The organism is Gordonia sp. BP-119 (assembly GCF_016924115.1).
In the GTDB taxonomy this organism is placed as follows: domain Bacteria; phylum Actinomycetota; class Actinomycetes; order Mycobacteriales; family Mycobacteriaceae; genus Gordonia; species Gordonia hongkongensis.
Map to the genome: position 1 here is coordinate 41586 of NZ_JAFFZF010000034.1, position 24845 is coordinate 66430.

The following is a 24845-nucleotide window of genomic DNA, read 5'->3' on the forward strand; positions in this document are numbered from 1 at the left end:
GCGTCGGCTGATGCACCCGTGTCAAATCGGTGGGCCCAAAAGCGGGGGGCGCAGTCGATGACGGTGGATGCGCCGACCGATCACTGTCATTGACGTGGATGGTCGAGGTCTGCTGGTCCGGTCGCGGGGACGCAGAGCGCCAACACCGCCGTTGTCAAACGACCAGAAGTCGACGCAGTAGCACCACGTGACGTCGACGTGGTCTCGCGAATGGACTCACGACGATCCCGCTGCGACTGCTGACTGACAAATAATGCTTGTTGATGATATTCCGCAGTGGCCGCACCACCCGAATGTCTCGACATTGTTGCCGAACCACATGGATCGTTTGTGAATAGCTGCAGCGCAGCGTCTTTAGCGTTGCGACACGGTCAGGTGACCCACTTTCTCGGGTGTGACATCAACTACAAATTCGTGCCGTAAGTCGCGTGACTTTCGGACCATGCCGCGGCCCAGTCGGCGATCCCGGACGACGCGATAAATGCCCCAAATAAGCTGTAGCACAATCAAAAATAAGAGTCGCCTCGACCCCGCGTCGAACCCTCATCCAGCACCGACTCGGCTGCGGCTCACGAATTCCATGCGACCGATGCGCTCCATCAACTTTTCTTTTAGCGTTACTCTTTCTTCAGTTCGCGATTCAGTTGCCAGGGGAGGCCCGCAGGGTTGGCACCGGAGCCGCGTCTGGCGTTGGAGCCCACTGCTCAGGCGCCGTCCTGGGGAGGGCTCATGACTGTTATTGATTCTGTCGCGTCCGCGACACCGCGACATGCGGAGGTCGACGCGCACCTGGCGTCACCCGGAGGCCGCGACAACGGCCGACGCGGATGGCGAGCGACGCTGACCGCGCCGCGTGAGATGTCGATGGGCGCCCGGTACGCGTCGACGATCGGTGCGGGCATGCTGGCGTTCGCGCCGGCCATCGCTGCCGAGTTCGACGCGCTCCGTCAGGGGTCGCCGACGGCATTCCTGCTATTCGTACCCCTGTGGTGTCTGATGATCGCCTTCGGTCTCGACGTCTCGTCGCGGGGCCGTGAGATCGGTGACGGCGAGTTCGACCGCATCCTGGTCGTCGTCGTGGGCGGAGCGCTCGGACTGACCGCGGCCCTGGTCATCCCGCGGATTCCGGCCGTCGCGGCGTTCTGGCACGCCGATCTGATCCCGCTCCTCATCTGGGTGTTCGCGGCGTCGATCGTGGTCTTCGGGATCCGACGTGTCGTCCGCGACTACCTCATCTGGTTGTTCCTGCTGACCTGCTTCCCGCCGAACTACCTGCTGATGGGGCAGGTGCTCGGCGGCACCACCGTCGCCTTCGGCGCGTTGTCCGTGGCGATTGCCCTCGTCGTGACGTACATGGCGCTGCGTCGGCACCCGCGGGTCGCCCTCGCCACCGCGGCGCTGTCCGGCGTCGGCGGCGCGGTGCTGGTTGCGGTACTCCACGACATCCCGGTCCTGGCCTACACGGTTCCCGCCGGTGCGGTGACCGCGATCGCGATCGTCGTACGACTCCGGTTAGGCAGAACGGGCTCGGCACGCGCCGGCCTGCCCAAGCAGTCCATCGCCACCCTGGCGTCGGCCTGGTTGGTGGCACTGGTGATCCTGGCGGTCACCCCGTTCGCCCCGGAATCACCAAAACCCGTGGTGTCACCCCCCATCGGCGAGGAGTGGCTCGAGCAGCTGCGGACGCTGGGTATCGGGATCACCGAGCCCGAGGTGTTCGACTGGGGTCCCCGGGTCATGGGGTCCGACGGTGACGTGCGCCGGTACCGCGTCACGACGGGGCAGACCGGTCCGGAGAACAGGCCGCTGTCCACCGCCTATCTCGACGTGTTCTCCACCGCCGATCTGGGCCGCTTCTCCAGTTACCGCCGTGGTCTCTGGTACGAGGCGGTGCCGCCGGCGACGATCCACTCGACTCCCGCCTCTTCGGACGGCCGACACACCCGGCTCGGCAGCATCGCCAACACCCTGGAGTCGGTCCGTACCTCGGATCAAACACTATGGACCGGTCGATTCTGGGGTTGGCGAGTTCCCACGCCGGCCGGTGAGCGCTACATCGCCGTCTACCTGATGGCCGCGCGTGATCAGCCGGGATCGTCGAACGTCGCGGAGCCGAAACCGCCCAGCTATGCCACCACTGTCGCCGAACCCATCAGCTGGCTCATCCGCGGTGGCGACGACACCCCGGACCCCGTCGACGACTCCGACCTCGATGTCGCGCTGACCGATCTCGCGTGGTCGATGATCGACGCCGTCGAACGACCAGCTCGGTGACCACCCCCGACGCGGGACCGGTCACCGACGCGCGGCATGTCTCCACCCTGTCGGCACGACATCCGTTCAGCCGCAGGCAGCGTCTCGGCCTCGTCGTGCTCGCGATCGTCACCGCGGCAGCGTTCCTCCTGACCTGGCGGGTCTCACTCGCGGTCATCCTGAGCATCTGCGCTCTGTACTTCCTGGTCTCGAGCGTCGACAAGTTCGTGCTCGTCACCCGCGGCATGTCCGGCAGGGGAGTGCTGCGGGTGTCCGACGACGAAGCCCGCGCGATTCCCGACGCCGACCTGCCGGTCTACACCGTGCTGTTGCCGGTCTACGGCGAACCCGAGATCGTCGCCAACCTGGTCGCCGGTGTCGGCAAGATCGACTATCCCGCAGACAAACTCGACATCTTGCTGGTCCTCGAGGCCGACGACCACGAGACCCGGGCGGCTGTCGAACACGCCGATCTGGACGGGATCACCCCGGTGCTGGTCCCGCCGAGCGAGCCCCGGACCAAACCCAAGGCGTGCAACGTCGCCATGAGCCTGCCGTCGGAACGCAGCGACATCGTCACCATCTACGACGCCGAGGACATCCCGGACCCGCTGCAATTACGCAGGGCGGCAGCCGTCTTCGCCGCCAGTCCGCCCGAGGTCGGTTCCGTGCAGGCGCGGCTCGGTTACTACAACGAGCGCGAGAATCTCCTGACCCGGTGGTTCGCCATCGAGTACGACCAGTGGTTCTCCTACATGCTCCCCGCGCTCAGTGCGTCGAAGTGTGTGATCCCGCTCGGCGGGACGTCGAACCACATCCGCACCGATGTGCTGCGGGAGGTCGGCGGATGGGATGCTTACAACGTCACCGAGGACGCCGATCTCGGAATCCGGCTGGCGCGCTACGGGTATCGCACGGTCGTCCTGGACTCGCTCACCGGCGAAGAGGCGAACGCCGACGTCGTGAACTGGGTGCGTCAGCGCTCCCGGTGGTACAAGGGCTATCTACAGACCTTTCTGGTGCACACCCGTCACCCGGTCGAGATGGTCCGCGAACTCGGACTCGTTCCGGCCCTGAGGATCTCGAACCTGACCGCGGGCATGCCGATAGCCAACACCCTCAACCTGCTGTTCTGGACGCTGCTGCTGATCTGGTTCGCAGGCAAGCCCGACTTCATGCACTCCCTGTTCCCGGGGCCCATCTACTACCTGTGCGTCCTGATGTTCACCGTCGGGAACCTGTCGACCATCATGCTGGGCGTCGTGTCGACCCGCACCCTCGGGAAGCCCTACCTACTCGGCGCCGCGCTGCTCGTGCCCGGTTACTGGTTCCTTCAGTCCATGGCTGCGATCAAGAGCATGGCGCAGCTCATCTACAAGCCCTCCTACTGGGAGAAGACCGTGCACGGACTCTCGGCCATGCCCGGTGTGTCCCGACCTCCGAAAGGTCCTGAGAATGTCTAGCAACAGTGCTGTCCGCCTGCGACGCCTCCTGGGGGCGACCCTCGTGGCGCTGGCCGTCGGGCTCGGAGCCGTGGCTCCGGCCGCGGCCGCGCCGGGAGACGGCACGACGACGCTCAACTGGCGGCAACTGGGAATGGGCACCTCGGTCACGATCGACGGCGCCGACGTTCCGGTCGGAGTGAGTATTCCGGTGCCGCAGGGCATGTCACCGACCACGCTGACCGGTGTGGTGGCGTCGGCGACCAACGTGACCGACGCCTTCATCCAGGTCGCCCGCACCGACGGCACGATCATCGGCACCGTCGTCGTACCGAGGTTCGGTCCGCGGCAGCTCAGCACCGCGTTTTCCGTTCCGCTGACCGCAGTGCCCGTGGGCGACAACGGCCGTGCGGATCTGCGACTGACGCTGCGCAACGGGACCGACGATTCGGTGTGCGGACCGGTGCCGGAGGTCGCGCTGACCAGCCTGAACGTCGCCTTCCGGGGCGCCGCGACGGTGCCTTCCACCATTCAGGATGTGTTCGGGACCGTGGTCAACCGGGTGACCGTGTACACCCCGGAGCACCCGAGTGCCGCGGCCGCGCAGACCACGCTCGGCGTCGTCGCCGCTGTCGCGGATCACTATCGCCCACAGCGTGTTGCGATCGACGTGGTGGAGTCGGCAGATGCCCGGCTGCCGCGTGTGGCCAGTCCGCTCGACCGCGCGGTCGTGATCCGCGAGGAGGGCGGCCCGGGGAGTGTCCGTCTGGAACGTGCGGGGCAGCCCGGGGCTGCGCTGGTGATCAGCGGTGATCAGGATTCCCTGCCCGATCAGGTGGCGCTCTTCCGCGACGGGCTGACCGATCTTGCCCAGACAGACGCTGCTGCAGTCGAATCCGTCGGAGACCGCGAGGTGCAGGGTTCGGATTCGGTGACCTTCGGGGAGTTCTCCGATCGGTTGTCGGTGGAGGCTCTCGGAACCGCCTCGCTGGTACCGGGTTTCGATCCGACGATCCTCGCCCTCGGTCGGCCCGGCGCGGTCGACGTCGCGCTGAAGGCGCGCTACACCCCGGTCCGCGACGACGAGCGCGCGAATGTCATGGCCGTCACCGGCGGAGAGATCCTGCACACGAGTGCGCTGGATGCGTCCGGATCGCTGGACACACAGTTCACCATCCCTGCCGCGCAGGTGGCGGCCAACGAGCCGCTCGAGTTCCGGGTGTCCTACGAGCCGGCCCCGGGCGCGTGTTCGCCTCGCAGTGTGCCGCTGACGTTCCAGATCGATCCGTCGTCGACGGCGTCGTCGAGCACGACTCCCGTTCGGATGGGCGGTTTCTCGTCGGTGCCGCTCGGGTGGCAGCCGACCGTTCAGGTCGCGCTGGACAACACCAATCCGGCGCAGCTCGACGCCGCCGCCGAGCTGATCGCGTCGGTGCAGCGTAGTTCGGCCACCGCACTGTCGCCGGTGCTGGTGCCGCTGGATCAGGCGATCGCCAGCAACACCGGCGCACTCGTGGTGGCCGACGCGGCGAACGCCCGCCCGCTGAATCCGCCGATCAACACCGAGGACTCGTCGACGCTCGTCGACCTCGCGGCACAGATCCGGCTGGCCATCCCGGACGGGCTGGGCACCATCCAGGCGTTCTCGCAGAACTCGCGCACGGTGGTGTTGGTGAGCACCTCGGGGTCGTGGGAACTGGTCGACCCGCTGTTTGCGTATCTCGATGACCAGCAGGGAGATCTGGCGAACCTCCGCGGTGACGTACTGGTGGCCGGCCGCGCGGGTCAGCCCGAGCTGATGACCGTGCGAGCGGACGGTCCGCAGGCCGAGGTCGACCAGGTCGGCACCAGCTGGGTGATGTGGCTGGGTATCAGCGCCGCCGTCGTCGCGATCGCAGTCCTCGTCGCGGTTGCGATCATGTTGTATCGCAGACGCTTCGGCGGCTCGAGCGGTCCCGCTGGCGGCTCGACTACATGACCGTCGAGCTTCACGACGACGCCACGTCGCCGGCGGTCGGTGTGCAGCCGCCGGTGACCGAGGGCCGTCGACGGCTCACCGCGACGCAGTGGTGGGGTATCGCGCTGTTCGCCGGTCTGGTCGCCGGGTATCTGGCGGTCGGTGCGTACCTGTATCTCGCTGTCGGATACATCAATCCCGACGCGAGCAGTCGCGTGGGCAACGCCGGGTTCACCATCTGGAGCCGGGACCCGCACCTGGGCGCGATCGGTTTCGTGTGGAATCCGTTGCCGAGTCTGATCGAGATCCCGCTCGTCGAACTGTCGTCGCACTGGCCCCTGAACCAGTGGCCGGAGCTGCGTCGCGTCGGATTCGCCGGTGCGGTCATGAGCGCGCTGTTCATGGCCGGTGCCGGGTGGCAGGTTCGGCGCATCGCACTCGATTACGGTGCCGGCCGCCTGCTCCGCTGGATCGCGGTCGCGGCGTTCGCGCTGAACCCGATGATCATCCTGTACGCGGGGATGGGGATGAGCGAGGCGCCGTTCCTGTTCTTCCTGCTGTGGACATGCCGTCGAATCCTGCTGTGGGTGAATCGATCACGTGTGCTCGATCTGGTCATCGCCGGCGTCGCCCTGGGTTTGGCGTATCTGACACGCTACGAGGCGCTACCCGCGGCCGCGGGTGTGGCGGTCGGGGTGTTCGTGGTGTCGACCCGTCGGCACCGTCCCGAAGGAGTCTCCGGACGCGCGGGGTGGCGGGCCGGAGCCGGCTTCGGTGTGCACGACGCGACCATCGTGGCCATGCCCACGGCGTTCGCGTTCGTGGTGTGGGCGGGCCTCGGCTGGCTCCTCGACGGGAATGCGTTCTCCCAGTTCTCCTCGCAGTACGGCAACTCGGCGCAGGTGGAGGCGGCGGGGATCGTCTCGGCGGAGGACGTCGGAGCGGGTCCGCTGGCGGAGGTGATCGTCGCGAACCTGCTCGGCATGCAACCGCTGCTGTTCGCGGTGCTGCCGGTCGTGGCCTGGATCGCGGTCCGGTTGCGCAGGGTCGACGCCGCGGTGCCGGCAGTCGTGTTCGGTTCGGTTCTGCTGTTTCAGATGTCCGCGGTGATCCTCGGCTCGACCTTCGGCTGGTTCCGCTTCTACCTGGCATCGACGCCGCTGATCGTCGTCGCGGTCCTCGTAGCCTGCGGGCCCGCGCGCCCTTTGCTCCCTGAGGTGCGAGGAGCGAAAGCCGCCGGGCCGAGTGAGCGAAGCGAGTCGAGGTCGACGAGCGACGAAGGGTCCGGTGACCCACACGCTGCGCCCACCCGCCGTTCCTTGAGCAGCGACCGGAGCTTGCGGAGTCTGGACCCCCGCCGTTCCTTGAGCAGCGACCGGAGCTTGCGGAGGTCGGACACCCGCCGTTCCTTGAGCAGCGACCGGAGCTTGCGGAGGTCGTGTGTCGAAAGGACCACCCTCACCACCCTGATGGCGCTGGTCCTGGCGACCTCGTTACCGGTGACGGCGTCGTCGATGCTCAACCCAGCGCTGGGCAAGGAGGAGTACGGACTGCGCTCGGCGTTCTGGCCCGATCGCCACCCGCCGTCGGAATTCTGGTTCTACTGGTTCGGCGAGGTCTCGGGCAACGTCGCCGCCTGGCTGGACAGCCAGAATCTGCCGGAGGGCTCTGTTCTCGTCGACACCTTCGGGGTCTCGCGCGTCTGGCTGGAGTCCGAGCGCCCCGCACAGTTCGTCGTACGCAGCGACTTCGACTTCTTCGCGAAGCTGAACGCACCCGCCGAGCAGGGCGTGCAGTACATACTCACGCAGCGGCCGACCGGCCTCGGCTCGCTCGACGCCATCAACGTTCGCTATCCAACGCTCTGGGCCGACGGCGCCGACATCGCGACGGTCGCCATGACGGTGACGACGCCGACTGGCAAACCGCAGTTCCGGATCTATCGGATCAAGGGATCAACGCCAGCAGATTGAGCTGCCCCGCCGGTCGCGTCGCCCCTCGTTGCGCCCAACCGCCGGTTGAGTTGCGCGATCGCCGGCTGACGAAACCACCCCATCTCTCGGCTGCCGGCTCCTGACTCGCGACCGAAAGATCGTCGCTACGGCAATCACGACCGCCAACACCGACAACATGTCGGACTCTGTGATCCCGTGCTCGATGTTGAAGGACACCAGCACGCGCCCCTCGATGGGCTGATTCCACAGTGCCCAGGCCACGCCGGTCGCCGCGAGGGCCGCGGCGGCCGGATAGCTCGGCCGGGCGAGGCACCACGCGCCCACGACGAAGAGCAGGTTCATCAATACGAGGGAGTGGAACGGATCTGGCATCAGGACATTATGGGCGGACCTTCAGCAGAACACGGAATTGGTGCAAGGCTGAAGACTGTGGTGCTGAAGAAGTGGCTCCGTGTCGCCGTGCCGAACGATCTTCGCAACCGTACTACTGTCGACGGTATGGGTACGCAGACGTTCGAACTGTCTGCTAAGTCGCTGACCTGTCCCAGCGTTTGGACGCGGATCGATCACGGTGCAATGGACGGATAGGTGCCGCGTGGCCGGTTAGAGAGTGCAGAACGACGCCAGCGTCGCGAGGTGACAGAACGACGCGGCAGGGTACCGGATCTCCGTGAAAAGCAAGTATTAACGATATGCGAAGACAATTAATTTGAACAAATTGGGACTTCTTTGGTGTCGTGAAGACCACATGAAACGGAATTCCTAGGCTTGGCAGTGTTCCTTACGTTTCCGGTTGGTTACACGGACTTCCGTGGCAGATGGCGCTCTACGACGCGCGATAGGCGCAGGAGCCACTGCCTAGCAACGTCTTTCGATAGCATCGCCGACCTGGTGGCTGACCCTGCAACCGGCTGGTGTAACGCCATAAATTAGCTATCCTAACTGCCCGCGTTAATGATCCTATCTGTTGCTAAGGGGTAGGGGCTGCATTACTGTCAGGGCATCCATTGAGGGATGAGGCCGCAAAGATCAGGGTGCCGCGACGCAATCCCGAACATTGGGAGATCGCGGATTTGAGACTCCAGATCCTTCGGTTGTGTGTCACCGTTTCCGCACGAGCGGATCAGTTCTGAGGTCTGAAAGGACATCCTGCGATGACCAGGAAAGAGGTCGGGGGGCGGGGTAACCAGGGGGGAGGGCCGGTGTGAGCACCGGCCGTCATATAGAGGAGAGTGCTGCAGGACCGCTCGCCAGCCGGAGCCGACGGTTGTACTCGCTGGCGCGACGTCAAGCAAACGCGCGGACGTGGACTCTGCGCTACGTGCGCCGACTGGGATGCGCGGACATCGCTATTGTCATCGCCGCCGTAGCTTTTGCCCAGGTTCTCAGGTTCGGTCCGGGGAGTCTGGCGCCGGCGTCGGGGCCGTTCGGCGTGTCATCGATTCTCCTACCAGCGGGACTCATCGCCGCGTGGTTGATCGCACTCCGTGCAGCCGGAACGTATGACCGTCGGATTGTCGGCTCAGGCTCAGAGGAATACAGCCGCGTAACAACCGCGTGTCTGGCAGTATTCGGAATCCTCGCGATAGTCGATTTGCTACTCAAACTCGATATTGCCCGCGGATTCTTGGCGATCGCTTTCCCACTGGGGACCGCTGGTTTACTCGGCAACAGATGGGGTTGGCGGCAGCGTCTGGGCTGGCAGCGTCAGAAGGGCCGTCATCTCGACCAACTCCTGGTGGTGGGAACCGAACGCTCGGCGGCGCCGTTGATCGAGCGTCTGGCTGCTGACCCGTCTCTAGGTTTCGAAGTAGTTGGCGTCTGCCTTCCCCCCTGCGACGTCGGTATGCGTTCCAGTTTGCAGGTGGGTGACAAGGAGATTCGCGTTTTCGGCGATTTCGACGATCTCACCCGCGCCGTCTACCGCTCCGGGGCCACGACGATCGCTGTAGCCTCAGCCGAGGCCATCGGGCATCGGGCGATGCAGGATCTGTCATGGGAACTGCAGGACGCATACGTCGAAATGTTGGTGGCTCCGGGAGTGACAGACGTTGCGGGCCCGCGGATGTTGGTGAGACCAGTTGCGGGCCTGCCGCTGCTGCACATCGACAAGCCACGCTACGAGGGCGCCAATCGATTCAGAAAATCACTCCTTGACAAGTTGGTTGCGGCCGCCGGGCTGATTGTGGTCGCTCCTGTCCTGCTCGCTGTTGCAATCGCGATCAAGCTCGACTCGAAAGGTCCCGTCTTCTACAAGGCAACGCGGGTCGGTGTCAGTAACACTCCCTTTCAGATGTGGAAGTTCCGCTCGATGGTTCAGGACGCAGATGCGCTGAAGAACGAGCTCGCGGATCTCAACGAAGGTGCAGGTGTCCTGTTCAAGATGCGTAGTGATCCCAGGGTCACGCGGGTCGGGAGCTTCATTCGTAGGTACAGCCTCGACGAACTTCCTCAGCTCTTCAACGTACTGACGGGTTCTATGAGTCTGGTGGGTCCGCGCCCGCCGCTTCCAGAAGAGGTGGCTCGATACGACGGTCGAGTTGCCCGACGAATGCTTGTCAAGCCCGGCATCACCGGACTCTGGCAGGTCTCGGGGAGATCAGATCTGTCCTGGGAGGAATCGGTCCGACTGGATCTGTCCTATGTCGAGAACTGGTCGATCATGCAGGACTTCATCATCCTATGGCGAACTGTCAAGGCAGTCGTGGCGAAAGACGGAGCTTACTGATGCGAATGGTTGTACTCGGCCTGGGGTATCTCGGCGCAACACATGCGGCCTGTATGGCCGAACTAGGTCACGAGGTGTTGGGAATCGAGGTCGTGCCCGAGAAACGAGCCCAGCTCGCAGCAGGCACCGTGCCGTTCTACGAGCCGGGCCTCCCGGAATTACTAAAGCGTCACATCGATTCGGGCTCGCTCACCGTTTCAGACTCGTACGCCGAGGCCGCCGATTTCGCGGACGTCTTCTTCATCGCAGTCGGAACCCCTCAGAAGAAGGGGGAGTACAGTGCGGACCTGTCCTACGTGGACTCTGCGCTGGAAGAGCTTGTCCCGTTGCTGACACGGGACGCGATGATTCTCGGAAAGTCGACCGTACCTGTCGGGACGGCCCAGCGGCTAGCCGAGCGAGCGGATGACCTGGCGAAAGACATCGTCGTAGAGGTCGGCTGGAACCCAGAGTTCCTCCGTGAGGGTTACGCAGTGACGGACACACTTCACCCTGACCGAATCGTGTTGGGGGCATTCGCGGGCGGTCGTGCTGAGGAAGTGTGCCGAGAGGTCTATCAGCCCGTCATAGACCGTGGAACGCCATTTCTCGTGACCGACCCGCCGACTGCGGAACTGGTCAAGACCTCCGCCAACGCCTTTCTGGCGACAAAGATCTCCTTCATCAATGCGATTGCGGAGGTATGTGACGCCGCCGGCGCGGACGTGAAAGCGATTGCAGACGCAATTGGGTACGACGAGCGGATCGGGCGGAAGTTCCTCAACGCCGGCCTCGGCTTCGGAGGCGGATGCCTGCCCAAGGATATCCGCGCATTCATGGCGCGGGCAGGCGAGCTCGGGGCTGCTGAAGCTCTCAGCTTCTTGCGCGAGGTAGACAACGTGAACATGCGCCGTCGTACGCGGATGGTGGAACTCGCGCGAACAGTGTGCGGTGGCACTCTACTGGGAAAGCGGGTCGCGATCCTGGGAGCCGCCTTCAAGCCAGAGTCCGACGACGTACGTGACTCACCCGCCCTGAACGTCGCTGGTCAGATCCAACTACAGGGTGCTTCGGTCAGCGTGTACGACCCGAGAGCTGTCGAGAACTCACGACGCTTGTTCCCAACCCTCGATTATGCGGCATCGGCCGTGGAAGCTTGCGAGTCCGCCGATGTCGTGCTTGTCCTTACCGAATGGAAGGAATTCGTCCAACTCGATCCGTCCGAGATCGCTGCTGTGGCGCGTGGATTGAGCGTGATTGACGGCCGCATGTGCCTGGACTCGAGCCTCTGGCGGCGAGGCGGATGGAAGTACTATGCGTAGTACACGGCCGCGCACTGCGACGACCGCCGAAAGGCATGGGGGAGTCAGTGCACGCGGATCGGGCACAGATGGCGGCGCTGGAACCAGGGAAGTCGGCGAGCGACCGGGCAGCAACGACGACGTCACGGTCCTCCTGTCTCTGAACGCCCCGGACGGGACTACGAGGTTTGTTGATCAGATTGTGTCGGAGAGGCCCGACCAGATGCGCGTCGTGTACTTCTCATGGAAGAACGCGCTGACGGCTGACTACGAAGTATTTCACGTGCACTGGCCCGAGTGGTTGGTCCGCCACTCGAACCCGTGTATCCGCGCAGTCAAGTACCTCCTGATGGTTCTCTTTTTGGCCAGGTTGACAATTAGAAAGACGCCGGTTGTTCGTACCCTTCACAATCGTGTACCGCACCGCTTGGGCTCGCGTACAGAGTCTGTCCTCATAGCCAGTCTCGATCGACGGGTTGCTCGGTATATAGCTTTGAACCCGTTTACCGACGGCTACGAGGATGCGACCCTCATACGGCACGGACACTACAGAGATCGATTCAGTACCTACGAAAAGTGTCAACGACAGCGCAATCATCTGCTGTTCTTTGGAAGAATCGAGCCATACAAGAACGTGCAGGACTTGATTGACCAATTCGAGTACGCCGAGGCCGAGAAAGCGACGCTTCGGATTGTCGGACAGCTGGAGGAGTCTGCGTTCGCAGACCGCGCCAAATCACTTCGAAATGCAGCCTTGGCCCTTAACTCGGTGAGTACGAGGTTCGAATTCGTGCCTGATTCCGACCTGGTAACCGAGGTTACTAATGCGCACCTGGTGGTCCTACCTTATCGGGAAATGTACAACTCCGGATCGCTCATGGTCGCCTTGTCGCTCGGAACGCCTGTACTCGCGCCCCGGACCGAGGTGAACGAGTGGATTCAGCAGGAGGTAGGGCCGCGCTGGCTGATGCTCTACGACGAGCTGACTTCTGAAGTGATTGACGATGCACTCCGTGACTCGGAGCCCAGCGGCATCGGTGAAGTTCCAAATCTTGCCAATAGAGACTGGAAAGCAATAGCTCTTCAGCACTACGACGTCTACCGTCAATGCCGAGACCGTTCACATAGAGCCGCTTGAAGTGCAGTCGACACAAACAGATCAGACTTCTGCGCCTCCCGATATTCGCAGAAACACCGCACGAGGGGCGGTAGCGACGCTTGCAGGTCAAGGCGTGCGCTTCCTGGTGCAACTGACAGGAATAATCGTCCTCTCTCGGCTACTCGGGCCGGAAGCGGTAGGTCTGTTCGCTGTCTTGGCTGTGATAGTAGGGCTTGGCGAGCTCCTGCGTGATTTTGGGTTGTCCTCCGCTGCAATACAGGCAGAGCGTATTTCACGCAGTCAGGCAAGCAACCTGTTCTGGATCAACGCGGCTCTGGGATTGGCGCTGGCCGTAGTCTGCGCCGCCTTCGCGCCCTTGATTGCTAGGTTCTATGGCGAGCCGCAATTGACCGCTGCATGCGTGGCAATCGGAAGCATCTTCGTTCTCGGCGGATTAGGAACCCAGTTCAGGGCGCAACTGAGCCGAGACCTTCGATTCACCACCATCGCCGTGATCGATGTTATTGCAGCAATTACAGGGCTGGCGGCAGGCGTAGTAGCGGCACTTGAGGGACTTGGGCTGTGGGCCCTCGTCGCACAGCAGATCGGTATCAGCGCTGTGGTGACCTTGCTGAACATAGTCGCCACCCGGTGGCTTCCCGGCCTGCCTTCTCGGGGTGTCGGTACACGATCGTTGATTACGTTTGGGTGGAATGTGGGTTGCACGCAACTCGTGAACTTTATTTCTAAGAATGTCGACACCATAGTGATTGGACGATTCTTTGGTGCAGAGGTTCTGGGGATCTACAATCGCGCCTACCAGCTGCTGACCGTTCCGCTCACGCAGCTGAGCACGCCAGCCACCAAGGTCGTCTTCCCAGTTCTGGCGCGACTTCGAGAAGATAGATCCAGATATAACAGGTATCTGCTGGCCGGCCAGCAGGCGCTTCTTCACGTTGTCTTGTTGGTCTTCACCTTCACAATTGCAGTGGCGCCCGAGATGATCGAGATAGCACTCGGCGCGGAATGGGCCGGGGTAGCGCCCATCTATCAGGTGCTGGCGATTTCGGGGCTGGTCCAGACGGCGAGCTACGCCACGTACTGGGTGTTCCTCTCGGAAGGTCTGACAGGGTCAAGCCTTCGATTTGCATTGGTGAGCCGGTCGAGTCTTGTGGTGTCCGTCCTTGTTGGTTCGAACTGGGGAGTGATGGGTGTCGCGGTTGGATACACGGCTGCGACCGTTGTGGCGTGGCCGTTGGGGCTACTTTGGCTGAAGCGAGTATCGCCGATTGCGCCGGTCGGGGAAATGTGGGGCAAGGCTCTACAGACATTCGCGGTTTATGTCTCCGCGGGCGTGGTTGCAATGTTGGTGGGATTCGTAACGCTCAGCGTGTGGGCAACTATCGGTGCGAGTCTATCTTGTTACGTGTTAGTTCTGGCTCTTTCTTACGTCGCAGTTCCTACGTTCAAGCGTGATCTCAAGCAAATCTATAGCTTCCGAGCGATGGTAGGGGTCTGATAGTGATGAATAGTAACCTGGCTGTCGATCGTCGAAGGTCCGAAGGTGTCTACTTCTATTGGTGCAGCGGACAAGAGGACAACATCGGCGATGTTGCGTTGCGACGCTCCTTGTACCACGCGCTGGAATCGCAGTCGGATGAATTAGTGCACATATACGTCGGTCGGTCTTCGGATTCGTTTGTCGAAAGCTTGGAGCTCGGCGAGAAAGTGTGGCTATATCGCTCCAAGGCTGCTTGGCTGCAAGCGCTGATTCGAAGCGAGAAGTCGCCGACGATCATATTTGATCCAGGCGAAATGAGGTTGGACGAGTCGCTTGTTTCGCAGTTGGCATTACTGCCATTTCAAGCGTTCTCATGTCTCAGGGGCGGTAGGAGCGTCAAACTTGGCATTTCTGTTCGGACCGATCTGGCATCGTCACCTGCTGCTCGTGGGGTGTTCCGCGTCAGTACGCGCCTCGCGAGCAGCGTGGTTTGGAGGGACGTGACTTCGGCGAGGTCGTTCGGTGGTGGAACAGTCGGTTGCGATTGGGCTTTCGCGGAAAGCGATCCGTCGTTGTGGCGTGAGGATGAGGATGGCTCCAGGACGATTTTCGCAGTGTGTGCGAGGAACGACAGGCCTCTCTGGAGCCCGCTGACGGTCGACGCGATTGCCGATTTCTGCGCCACGCACGGACTCCGACCGGTTGTTTTCGTCCAGGTACGACGGGACAATGAGCGTGCGAAGGCTCTGGCCGGCATGTTGGGAGCTGATCTCGTGGATTGGCCTGAGGATGTCGGTCACCGAGAGCAGGAGGCAACCGTTCGTGAGTTGATGAGGCACTCGGTTGCAGTTGCGGGCGATCGTCTGCATGCGCTCATCATCGGCGCCGGCCAAGGAGCCGTCCCTATAGGCCTGACCGACAAGAACGATTCGAAGATCTCCGGACACTTGGATGCGATTGGTCTTTTCGGGTTCTCTCGTGTCACCTCCGAACTGACCAAGCGAGACCTGCAGGAGTTTCTAGCTTGGGCGACTGCGTCTCGGTCGACAGTCGCGGCCGCGATGTCGAGGACGACTGGGACTGTTGCTGAAATGGCCTCGCTGTTGGCGGGTGCGAAATGACTGCCTCCATGTGGAGTGTGGACCGCTCCACCTATGCCGCTCCTCCAGATCCGCGGATAGTAGGCATACTGATCGGCGCAAGCGCCGCGGTTGTCGCGGTGAGATTTCCCGGTGTGCCGCCGTGGCTGAACTTGAGCGCGGTTTTCGTTGTCGCCGCAGTACTGTACGTCTGCGTGAAGGACTTCAAGTCTTTCCTTGACATCCGCTTGACGTCAGTAGATTATCTGCTATCCCTTTACGTTTTCCTACGCGTTTTCACAGATCTTGTTGATGCGTCTACGCTGGCGGTCTCTATCCCGCTCGCGTCAATTGCAGACGCGGTGGTGATTTTGTGCGCGTATGCGACGGTAAGGGCTGTTGTAAGGTCAGTCGGTGACGCCATTGGGCTGTTAGGGACGATGATCTATCCTGCGTTTGTTGTCGCATTTATCGCGGTTTTGCAGTTGCTCGATATAGGTCAGATCACGGCAGTTCTTGCTGAACATACACGGAGCGGTGGCTTGAATGGGCGCCTCGAACGAGGCTGGAGTGAGATCCGCGCGACGAGCACAATCGGTCACTGGACGGCTCTTGGTGGCTATCTGGTGTGCATGACGGCTGTAACCTGCGCGCTGCTACTGAGTGATGACGGCGGAGTCCGGACGGCACGCGTCCGTACACTCATCTTGGCCACTCTCCTTATGGGCGCTCTCGCGACCTTGACATTCGCTCCGATCGTCGTGGTGTGCGCAATCATCGGCTTCACCTTGTATCGCCTTCGCGACCGTGCCGGTTTCATGATCGGCGCGATCGCCGCGCCGTCTGTTGTGCTCCTCGTGTTGATCGCCCCACAATTGATAGCTCGCTTTGACAAGCAGGTCAGCAACGATGGCCGGTTGGTCTCGGAATACTCGTGGTTGCCCGAGTCGATCGCCTTTCGAGTCGACGTCTGGGTTCGGGAAGCGCTTCCAGCGGCGAATCAGCGACTGCTGACCGGGTGGGGTTCGGACGTATATGGCCGTATTGGCCAGGAGGGGGCTCCGCCGGAGCTTCACTGGATGTCTCCGGAGTCGGAGTGGGTTCGGACGCTGGTCAGCGGAGGTGCGATTCTCCTGCTAATTCAGCTGTGTCTCATCGCCGTGGCGGTGAGATGGACGATGAGAGCATCTCGGCTGTCTGAGTTGAACTGGTGCGCTCCTGTTACATGGGCTTTGATAGGGCTTGTCTGCATGAGCATTGTCCATTCACATTTCACGAACCGCGGCGTTCCCTTGGCGATTTGGCCGGTCGTCGCGGCAGTGGTGTCGGCTGCGGTTGTCTATCGTACGGGTGTTGAAGCCGGTGGTACGCGAACGGGGGCCGGCCGGATTGGCGTCAGATCTTGAGACCGCGCGGCGGGCGCGCAGACATGAGCCCTAAATCCACAGATTGGATGCTAGAGATGCAAGAGAGTTCCCCGTTGAAGTACGGAATGTCGACGATGAGCGACAGTCTGACGGCCTTGCGCCGAAACTGGTGGCAAGTCGCAGCGGTCACTATTGTTGGCGGCGTCCTAGCAGTGACGTTCTCGCTACTGCAGAAGCCGGTCTATCAATCAACTGCGACCTTGTACGTCACGTCGGCGACGAGCGATACGACGAACTCGGCGTATCAAGGTTCGCTAGCGTCTCAGCAGCGAGTGGAGTCGTACACCTGGCTGGTGAAATCGAGCGAAGTGCTGAGAAACGCCATCGGGACTCCGGGCGTCGGCGGGAATGAGAACGACGTCCGTGAGCGACTGACTGCAACGACTCGGCCGGATACCGTACTCCTGTTCATTTCTGCTACCGGTGACGACCCGGGATCTGCGTCGTCGCTCGCCAACGCCGTAGCGACATCGACCGCTCAGTATGTGGTCGGTCTTGAGACGCCGAGTCCTGGAAGTCAACCACTAGCGAAGCTGACGGTGATCACACCGGCGAGTCCCAACGATCAACCTGTCTCTCCGAATATCACGAAGAACGTCCTGATAGGCCTGTTGGGAGGCCTGTTCCTCGGGATAGTTGTTGCGCTTACGCTCGATCGGTACTCACGCAAGATCCGGTCGGAGAGCGAACTTGACGCAGCGATTCCACTGCCGGTGCTCTCGAGCATCCCTCGGTACGATGCGGGCAACCTCCGGGAGCTGTCCGACTCGTCGCGTACGTCGTCCTTCTTGGTCGTCGAGAGTTACAACAAGCTACGTGCGAATCTGGCGTTTTGCGACGTGGACCGGCCGTCCAAGACGGTGCTGGTAACCAGCCCGAGCGAGGCGGAGGGAAAGACGACGACTGCAATTGGCCTGGCCAATTCGCTTGCCGAGGCCGGCCGAAAGGTCATCCTCATCGATGCCGACTTCCGACGCCCGAATGTGCATGTACGCATGGGCCTGTTCGGCAGCGTGGGTTTGAGCGACGTGCTTGCCGGGGACGCTTCGCTCGAGGACGTGGTGCAGAGATCCGAGGTGTGCAATTTCGACGTGCTCGCGCTGGGTACACCTCCGCCGAATCCGACAGCACTACTGGAGAGCGAACGCTTGAAGCAAGTCTTTGAGCTGATCAGCCGCCAATATGACGTCGCGATTGTGGATTCCGCACCTGTGCTACCAGTCGTCGACAGTGTGGTCCTTTCACAGCGCGTTGACAGCGTTCTGCTGGTGTGTAGAGCTGGCTGGACGAGGAGCGACAGGTTGACGGCGGCGTATAACGAACTTTCACGCGCCGGAGCACGAGTGAATGGAGTTGTTCTGGGAGACCTTCAGTCAGCGCGTGGTAAGGCCTATGGGGCTTACACCACCAATCGCGCCGAAGGCGAAGCGCCGGACCAGGGCAAGCACTCAGTGGCGACAGTTCGGGGAGCATTGTGACGGCACGTCCCGCGTTGTGGGAGAACTCGTCTCATCACTCGATTCGCAGCTCGTGTCTGAGTCCAGGGCCGAGCTGACATGGGTCTGCGACAATCGTTGAGAAAGGCTCCGGCGTACCCCGGGCTCACGAGGTCTCTGTCACTGGCATCTCGGTTGATGTCCTGGCTGTACTCGTCGAACGTGGTCGGCGAAGTGGTCATCCGAGTGACGGTATTGGCTGGCCGTCTCACCCGCGGTGAGCGTGGTGCGGGCCGCACCTTGGTAGTTGCGCCGGTGGGTGGCGGCAATATCGGCGACCAGGCACTGTTTGAAGCCTGCATGAAGTCGATACCCTCAGCGTCCACAGTTGTGATGAAGGTGCGCTCGGGGCTGGACTATGAGTTTCTCGACACTCGGGACTCGCTAGTCGTCGAACTGCCTAATCTGGTCTACGGAACATGGATGCGAAACTGGATAGACCTGGTCCGTTTCAACCGTCATCTGACAAACGCCGACAAACTATATTTTGTCGGTGCCGATACTCTGGATGGCGCATACAGCGAGCTAGCTTCGGTTAATCGCCTTCGGATTGCTACCGTTGCTGCTTTGCGAGGCATAACCACTACGGTATTGGGATTCAGCTGGAACGAGGCGCCCAATGTGCGCTGTGAGCGACTTCTGATTCGCTGCGCAGATGCTGGCGCCACCCTATGTGTGCGCGATCCAGAGTCCTACGAGCGGGTTTCAAGTCTCGATGTACGAACGGCCAGGTTGACCGCTGACATCGTGTTCACTCTCGTTCCGGAGTCGACCTCGGTTGAGCAGCAGTATGAGCGCGGACAGTACTGTGTGGTCAATGCCTCGGGTCTCGTCGAAAGACTGGTCGAGGGCAGTGCCGATCGGTATGTCGACCTGATCCGCCAGGTGCTGGAGCAGGACATGTGTGTCGTGCTCGTTCCACACGTCATTCGTTCCGGTGGCGACGACCTGGCCGTGTTGCGAGAGGTACACAGTCAGTTTCGGGGCGACCCGCGAGTGACCCTGGTCGACACGCTGCTAAGTCCCACTGAGGTGATGGGCCTGGCTGAGGGCGCGCGTTTCGTCGTCACCGGGCGGATGCACCTAGCGGTGATGGCATTACGTTCAGGTACCCCCGCCATCACGGTCGCCACGCAGGGCAAGGTCGAGGGCCTGCTCGCGTCACTGGATTGCTCTGAGCTGTTAGTCCCGGCTGACCAGCAGGGTCTGTCCGGCCTAGGAGAGGCAATGCGTGCGCTCATCGAATCAGAGTCGGACATTCGCACCCGCGTCGCTTCCGCGCTTCCAGCGGTTCTAGAGAGAGCAGAGTTGAACTTCTCAGATACGGTCCGCGATTTGAGACGCGACCCGGAGTCATTCGCTGCAAGGCAACGCGGCGGCCAGACGTATCTGCACCGAGGGGTTGGTTGATGCCCGTCGCCCCCAGGCGTGCGCTACTTGGGATCGCTGGTCTGAGCGCGCTCGGAGCAGCTGCCGGCTGTTCGATTGAGCCTACTGCGGGGCCGAGCGGCGATACGTCTGACGAGTCCGCTGCAACCGCTTCCATTGTGAACGTGTGTGATTTCGGAGCGGTGGGTGATGGACAAGCCAATGACACAGAAGCGATCTCAGCTGCGTTACGGCACGCCAGTGGTACGCCCGAACTGCTGGGCACCCAGATCTACTTTCCCCCGGGGCGGTATGTAGATAGGAACACGCATGTACTCCGACCGGACAGGCCTGTTGCTCTGTCGGGCGCGGGACCCGGATTATCCGTACTCCTCCGTGAGGGACGCGGGTCAGCTCCGTGGTGGGACATCCGAACTCCCTTCTGCGCGATGACGGGACTGACGGTCAACTCTAGGAGGTGCGATGGGTCATCGCCCGCAGTCTCCATCAACAGCGCATATGCAACTCTGGACAACGTTCACTTCGAGGACTCGCCGGACACGGCGCTTTCGATCGGTGCGGAAGCAAGCGCAATTGGCAATGTCCTCAACGCGCTGATGTTCAGGTATAGCGGACGCCATCATATCCTCGTCCACGGCGAGAACTCATCGACCGATGGCCGATGGTCGAACATTGAAGCTGGAATATCTGGGCATTCTGGGATACGGGTCGAGGCGGCGGGCCAGAATATCCTGAATCTTCATATCTGGGGTGCTGGGACAGCCAGCTCGCGCTCGAACAGTGGAATCGAGCTACTCTCATCTAACAATTCACTCGGGTCTGGATGGCAGTCAGAGAAGAACTTGGGTCCCGGTCTGGTGGTAAGCGGTTCGCATAATGTGATTACGGGCGGTAGGTCGTGGGGAAACGCTGGGTACGGCATCTTGATCGAAGGCGATAACGAGGGAAATATCGTATCCGCCAATGTTTTTCGTGACAACTCATTGGCCGACCAGAGGAGGCCCTCTGGCAGGATAGTTGTCGCGGTAGTCGGTGGTAGTGCTGGCATCGTGGCTCAGAATGTATTCACGCAAACGAACCAGGTTCTCACTCCGACAAGATATCGAGAGCAGCCTACATTTCCGTACATGGGTCGGAGAGCTTCGAGTCAGCGCCCACCTGTGCCGACAATCAATGTGCGAGGCGAACTGAACCCCGAGCGACTGGCTATGCTGAACGAGGGGCTCCTGACCGTATAGAAACACCTATATGCCGTCGCTATATTTGAGAAGGACCATCGTGAGACTTCCGCTAATAGATGTTTCAGTCAACCCAATGGACGCAGAAGAGGTTGTGGCGCTCGTCCAGGACTCCCAATCCACCGATCGGCCGCTCTTCATTGCCAACCATAATCTGCATTCAGTCTACGTATTCTGGACTGATGAATCATTCCGATCCGCGTACGATAGGGCGTCGGTCGTGCTGATAGATGGCTGGCCGATTCTAGCGTGGGCGCGGTGGTTCGGAAGTACCAAACAACTTTCTTCGAGGCATCGGATCGGTTCGACAGATTGGGTCCTGAAGGTTCTTGAGACATCCTCTCGTCGTCTCCGCGTGGTTGCAGTTGGCGGTTCGCCGACTTCAGCGAGAGGTGCCGCGGACTTTGTAAATACAAAGTTTCCGCAGCATAGATGGCGCGCGTTTGATGGATATGAATTCAAATGTCAGGACGCAGACTCTTCGACTGCTACCCTCGAGAGTTCAATTCAAGAGGCGGACATCGTTCTCGTTGGGATGGGAATGCCGCGCCAGGAAGCATGGATTATCGACAACTGGTCGCAGCTCCGGGGCTCCATCGTTGCGAATGTCGGTGGATGTTTCGACTACTTCTCCGGAGAACAGGATCTCGCTCCTCGGTGGCTCGGTGCCGTGGGCATGGAGTGGGCGTACCGGCTCGCCCGATCGCCAGGCCGCCTTGCTCATCGGTACCTGGTCGAGCCGTTCCTGCTATTGGGCCTCGTGGCCCGGCGTGAAATCAGTCGTCGCGTGAGGAGACACTAGCTATGGACTCGAACGTGCGAGTCAGTGCCGTAATACCATCGATCGGGCGTGCTGAACTCGCTCTGGCTGTCGGATCGGTGACCCAACAAACGGTCCCGGTCCATCCGATCGTAGTTCTCGATCGGCCCAGTGCTGTAGCGAAAGTTCGGCGGATGCTTGAGCCGTATGAGCACACACTGGTGATGAGCGACAGTGTCGGTGGCGCGGGCGCCAGGAACCTGGGCGTCGACACCGCAGCGACGGAGTACGTCGCCTTCCTGGATGACGACGACCAGTGGCTCCCGATGAAGACCGAGCGCCAGCTTCGTAAGATGTCGCTGTCATCTTCGGTACGCGTATTGGCTGCCTCAGGAATGAGATTCGTACGGCGACGCGACGAGATCGTCATCCCGCGTGAATCCCCACGTGCAAAGGACATTGCGAGCTACTTGGTCGAGCGGCCGTCGATTCGTTTCGGCGACAACTGCGTGCAAAGTAGTTCGCTAATCATGCCGAGAGAATTTGCGGCCGAAGTTCGGTGGGACGAGTCCCTCAGAAAGCACCAGGACTGGGATTTCATAATTCGGGCTCTGGAATTTGATGATGCAGATCTAGTGTGGGTCGACGATCCAACGCTAAAGGTATATCAAGGCTCGTCGGGATCGATTTCCAAGTCGCGTAGTTGGCATGATTCCGCGAGTTTTTATAGGAAGCATTGCGCGCGCATGTCCTCGCGTTCGCGCGCGGACTTTATTTGGACCCAGTTGCTGCGCTCGTCGATTGCTGCTACGAGCATCCAGGGGATCCAATTTTCGGTGCAGGAGCTCGGAATGAGAATTCCGCACGCCGCCGCTGTTGTGGTTGGAATGAGCGGTGCAGCATCTATTCGGCCATCGATGAAGAGTTTGAATCGACACGAAGTGTCCAAAGCCGTGGATCAGGGTACGAAGCGTGAAACTGTGGTGAGGGGCCGAAATGCACAACATTGAGAATGTCGTAGATCGTCAAATGTGTGTGGGGTGCGGTGCTTGTTCCGTTGCTACTGGTGGGGCCATTCCCATTTCAATATCAACTCGACAAAGTTATGAAGCTGACATAACTGGCGTCAATTCTGAAGACCGAAGTGCGGCTAGTGCTGTTTGTCCTTTTTCTGATGACTCTAAGAATGAGGATGAACTCGCGGAGCAGTTGTTCAGCCCTGATCTTGCCAGCCACTCCCTCTTGGGCAAGTATAGTGATGTCTTCGCCGGGAGGTTGTCAGACGACGCTTCGCTTCTCGAAAGCAGTTCGGGCGGGTTGACCAGTTGGGTCGCTTCGCGCCTGGTCGAACTGGGGCATGTGGACGGAGTTGTTCATATGGGTCCAAGCGGACAAGATGGACTTCTATTCAAATATCAGGTCTCGTACAGTGGAGATGCCGTCCGTGGCAAGCGTAAGTCGATGTATTATTCTGCGTCTTTTGCTGAGGTTGTGGAGTCGATCCGAGGAGACGGAAAGAAGTACGCGTTTGTCGGAGTTCCCTGCTTTGTTCGTGCGATTCGCTTGTTAGGCGACCAAGACAGCAGCCTTGCGGATCAAGTTGCATTCTGCTTGGGGCTTGTGTGCGGCCATCTGAAGAGTTTCGGATTTGCGGAGTCGTTAGCGTGGCAGGCGGGCGTGTCTCCAGATGAGCTCGCTGCTGTGGACTTTCGTGTCAAAGACGAGTCGAGTACTGCATCGCGGTACCGGTTTGGTGCGCGCAGGTACTCGGACTCCGAATTCGTGACTATGCCGACTGCTCAACTGACCGGGGGAAGTTGGGGGCACGGATTCTTTCAGTTGAACGCTTGCAACTACTGCGACGACATCTTCGCTGAGACGGCTGACGTAGTTTTCGGGGATGCTTGGATTCCCGCGTTCTCGGATGACTGGCGGGGTACGAATGTTGTGGTATCGCGTAACGATGTTATCGACAAGGTACTTCAGGATGGTGTCTCGGACGGTTCCATCGATCGGTACGAGATATCGGCGGCGGATGCCGCGAAGAGCCAAGCCGGGAATTTTCGCCACCGGCGAGTTGGCCTCTCGTTGAGGTTGAAGGATGACGTCGAGCGGGGCTTGTCTGTTCCGGTGAAGCGGGTGGCGCCTGGTGGCATCGACGTGTCGCCAGCGAGGGCACGGGTGATCCGAACGCGACGATTGCTCTCTCTGGCTAGTCAGGAGGCGTTCGTCGAAGCGAAGGAGCGGGGGTCCCTTGATTATTTCCTGCGGGAGATGAAACCCCTTCTGAGGTCTTACCGGTCCGCCGAGTTAGCGAGTTTGTCGCGAAGGCGCGCGCTCTCGTCGTTGCTCGGTCAGTTCCGTCGATCAATCCGTGCAAGCACGCGGCGGTTGCGATAGACCAGCGCTGGATGTCACGCATCTTCGGATCGCGATCTGATGCGGCGGCACCGCACGTCGATGATTAGACCCCCGGTGGCTGCCATGCAGTTCCTCGGTGGGATGAACCGACATTCTCGCGAGAGCAGGGAAAGCGACCCGCCTGACAGTGTATCGACGGGGCATGAAGGTGCCCCACCGTGGGCTCGCGCTGGGACCTGCGGATTACAAGTCCGTCAAGGCGACCTCCTAGTTCCGACTATTCTGGCGACGGCGCCCAAGCATTTATCGAGGATCGCACGCACAACGTCCCGGGCGGACCGAATCCGGCGTTATCGGCGGGCACGGGCCAGCCAGCTAGACAGCGTGTCATTCCAGTCGATCTCGGTTGCCGATCCCAAGGAGTACAACCCTTGCTTCTTCGACGACGCCTCGGCGTATGTTGAGTTTCCCGCCGGAAAGTGTGTCGTGAGTGTCCATTCGCCACCGGGGGGCGATGACCAGTTTTGCGCTTGGTGCGTCAGGGTCAGGACCACTCGCGGATGGCACCAGATCGACTCTGATTGTCCACCGCCGCCTCATCAATCCGGCAGGGGCGACGCCCAGTTCTCGGGCTGCGGGGATGAACTCTTGTCCATGGCCATGAGAAAGTCCCCACTGGTGGCCAGGTCGAGGTCCCCGCTGGTGGCCAGATAAAAGTCCCCACCCTGTGTTCGTCGTGTCGACCCGGAACTCAAGGCCCAGGCGATGACGGTGAAGGTGCCAACCGATCACCATCACCGCCCGGGAGTTCCATTGAAGTCTGCGAAGGACCGTATGGACATCATTTCTGCTTACCGAGAACTCGGAAGCTATCGCGCCG

General features: G+C 61.2%; 17 protein-coding genes. 16 read left to right on the forward strand and 1 reads right to left on the reverse strand.

From position 1 onward, the window contains the following. Nucleotides 1-729: 729 nt before the first annotated feature. From JW364_RS18195 to JW364_RS18210, 4 genes are read left to right on the forward strand one after another with little or no spacing between them, the layout of a single operon-like run. On the forward strand, nt 730-2274 hold the full coding sequence (locus JW364_RS18195; RefSeq protein ID WP_205334052.1) for a hypothetical protein: 1545 nt from the start codon (nt 730-732) through the stop codon (nt 2272-2274). Beyond that, nucleotides 2271-3716 (forward strand): glycosyltransferase family 2 protein, encoded by a 1446-nt coding sequence (locus JW364_RS18200; RefSeq protein WP_205334053.1) that lies wholly within the window; start codon nt 2271-2273, stop codon nt 3714-3716. The genes JW364_RS18195 and JW364_RS18200 overlap by 4 nt, the downstream gene beginning before the upstream one ends. Beyond that, nucleotides 3709-5673 (forward strand): hypothetical protein, encoded by a 1965-nt coding sequence (locus JW364_RS18205; RefSeq protein ID WP_205334054.1) that lies wholly within the window; start codon nt 3709-3711, stop codon nt 5671-5673. Before JW364_RS18200 ends, JW364_RS18205 begins: the two co-directional genes overlap by 8 nt. Further along, entirely contained in the window at nt 5670-7625 is a 1956-nt protein-coding gene (locus JW364_RS18210; RefSeq protein WP_205334055.1) for a glycosyltransferase family 39 protein, read from the forward strand. The genes JW364_RS18205 and JW364_RS18210 overlap by 4 nt, the downstream gene beginning before the upstream one ends. Here JW364_RS18210 and JW364_RS18215 read toward each other — a convergent pair. After that, nucleotides 7608-7979 (reverse strand): hypothetical protein, encoded by a 372-nt coding sequence (locus tag JW364_RS18215; protein WP_240199273.1) that lies wholly within the window; start codon nt 7977-7979, stop codon nt 7608-7610. The two genes, JW364_RS18210 and JW364_RS18215, sit on opposite strands and share 18 nt — an antisense overlap. A gap of 940 nt (nt 7980-8919) precedes the next feature. Here JW364_RS18215 and JW364_RS18220 point away from each other — a divergent pair. The 12 genes from JW364_RS18220 (at nt 8920) to JW364_RS18275 (ending at nt 24004) form a co-directional block, all read left to right on the forward strand. Then, nucleotides 8920-10335 carry a sugar transferase gene (locus tag JW364_RS18220; RefSeq protein WP_374100849.1) on the forward strand — a complete coding sequence of 472 codons (1416 nt, stop codon included), beginning with the start codon at nt 8920-8922 and terminating at the stop codon, nt 10333-10335. Continuing rightward, a complete protein-coding gene (locus JW364_RS18225; protein ID WP_205334056.1) occupies nt 10335-11636 on the forward strand; it encodes a UDP-glucose/GDP-mannose dehydrogenase family protein in 1302 nt (433 codons plus the stop codon). The genes JW364_RS18220 and JW364_RS18225 overlap by 1 nt, the downstream gene beginning before the upstream one ends. Further along, entirely contained in the window at nt 11629-12753 is a 1125-nt protein-coding gene (locus tag JW364_RS18230) for a glycosyltransferase (RefSeq protein WP_205334057.1), read from the forward strand. The genes JW364_RS18225 and JW364_RS18230 overlap by 8 nt, the downstream gene beginning before the upstream one ends. Nucleotide 12754: 1 nt before the next feature. Next, on the forward strand, nt 12755-14233 hold the full coding sequence (locus tag JW364_RS18235; RefSeq protein ID WP_307814807.1) for a lipopolysaccharide biosynthesis protein: 1479 nt from the start codon (nt 12755-12757) through the stop codon (nt 14231-14233). A gap of 5 nt (nt 14234-14238) precedes the next feature. Beyond that, complete coding sequence (locus JW364_RS18240) at nt 14239-15336, forward strand: polysaccharide pyruvyl transferase family protein (protein WP_205334059.1); 1098 nt, start codon at nt 14239-14241, stop codon at nt 15334-15336. A 17-nt stretch (nt 15337-15353) separates the two neighbouring features. Continuing rightward, nucleotides 15354-16700 carry an O-antigen ligase family protein gene (locus JW364_RS18245; protein ID WP_205334527.1) on the forward strand — a complete coding sequence of 449 codons (1347 nt, stop codon included), beginning with the start codon at nt 15354-15356 and terminating at the stop codon, nt 16698-16700. Nucleotides 16701-16795: 95 nt separating this feature from the next. Continuing rightward, entirely contained in the window at nt 16796-18199 is a 1404-nt protein-coding gene (locus tag JW364_RS18250) for a polysaccharide biosynthesis tyrosine autokinase (RefSeq protein ID WP_205334061.1), read from the forward strand. Nucleotides 18200-18355: 156 nt separating this feature from the next. Beyond that, the gene (locus tag JW364_RS18255) at nt 18356-19627 is read left to right on the forward strand and encodes a polysaccharide pyruvyl transferase family protein (protein ID WP_205334062.1); all 1272 of its coding nucleotides are present in this window, start codon (nt 18356-18358) and stop codon (nt 19625-19627) included. Beyond that, entirely contained in the window at nt 19627-20844 is a 1218-nt protein-coding gene (locus tag JW364_RS24665) for a glycosyl hydrolase family 28-related protein (protein ID WP_205334063.1), read from the forward strand. The genes JW364_RS18255 and JW364_RS24665 overlap by 1 nt, the downstream gene beginning before the upstream one ends. A gap of 76 nt (nt 20845-20920) precedes the next feature. Next, the gene (locus JW364_RS24670) at nt 20921-21646 is read left to right on the forward strand and encodes a WecB/TagA/CpsF family glycosyltransferase (protein ID WP_205334064.1); all 726 of its coding nucleotides are present in this window, start codon (nt 20921-20923) and stop codon (nt 21644-21646) included. A 2-nt stretch (nt 21647-21648) separates the two neighbouring features. Continuing rightward, nucleotides 21649-22614, forward strand: coding sequence for a glycosyltransferase family A protein (locus JW364_RS18270; protein ID WP_205334065.1), 966 nt, complete (start codon nt 21649-21651; stop codon nt 22612-22614). Continuing rightward, nucleotides 22601-24004, forward strand: coding sequence for a Coenzyme F420 hydrogenase/dehydrogenase, beta subunit C-terminal domain (locus tag JW364_RS18275; protein ID WP_205334066.1), 1404 nt, complete (start codon nt 22601-22603; stop codon nt 24002-24004). Before JW364_RS18270 ends, JW364_RS18275 begins: the two co-directional genes overlap by 14 nt. Nucleotides 24005-24845: the final 841 nt, after the last annotated feature.

What these genes read in the sequence shown, in the direction of transcription:
- JW364_RS18195 (WP_205334052.1), top strand. Translation starts at nt 730, where the DNA reads ATGACTGTTATTGATTCTGTCGCGTCCGCGACACCGCGACATGCGGAG.
- JW364_RS18205 (WP_205334054.1), top strand. Translation starts at nt 3,709, where the DNA reads ATGTCTAGCAACAGTGCTGTCCGCCTGCGACGCCTCCTGGGGGCGACC.
- JW364_RS18210 (WP_205334055.1), top strand. Translation starts at nt 5,670, where the DNA reads ATGACCGTCGAGCTTCACGACGACGCCACGTCGCCGGCGGTCGGTGTG.
- JW364_RS18215 (WP_240199273.1), bottom strand. Translation starts at nt 7,979, where the DNA reads ATGCCAGATCCGTTCCACTCCCTCGTATTGATGAACCTGCTCTTCGTC.
- JW364_RS18225 (WP_205334056.1), top strand. Translation starts at nt 10,335, where the DNA reads ATGCGAATGGTTGTACTCGGCCTGGGGTATCTCGGCGCAACACATGCG.
- JW364_RS18230 (WP_205334057.1), top strand. Translation starts at nt 11,629, where the DNA reads ATGCGTAGTACACGGCCGCGCACTGCGACGACCGCCGAAAGGCATGGG.
- JW364_RS18240 (WP_205334059.1), top strand. Translation starts at nt 14,239, where the DNA reads ATGAATAGTAACCTGGCTGTCGATCGTCGAAGGTCCGAAGGTGTCTAC.
- JW364_RS18250 (WP_205334061.1), top strand. Translation starts at nt 16,796, where the DNA reads ATGAGCGACAGTCTGACGGCCTTGCGCCGAAACTGGTGGCAAGTCGCA.
- JW364_RS18255 (WP_205334062.1), top strand. Translation starts at nt 18,356, where the DNA reads ATGTCCTGGCTGTACTCGTCGAACGTGGTCGGCGAAGTGGTCATCCGA.
- JW364_RS24665 (WP_205334063.1), top strand. Translation starts at nt 19,627, where the DNA reads ATGCCCGTCGCCCCCAGGCGTGCGCTACTTGGGATCGCTGGTCTGAGC.
- JW364_RS24670 (WP_205334064.1), top strand. Translation starts at nt 20,921, where the DNA reads ATGGACGCAGAAGAGGTTGTGGCGCTCGTCCAGGACTCCCAATCCACC.
- JW364_RS18270 (WP_205334065.1), top strand. Translation starts at nt 21,649, where the DNA reads ATGGACTCGAACGTGCGAGTCAGTGCCGTAATACCATCGATCGGGCGT.
- JW364_RS18275 (WP_205334066.1), top strand. Translation starts at nt 22,601, where the DNA reads ATGCACAACATTGAGAATGTCGTAGATCGTCAAATGTGTGTGGGGTGC.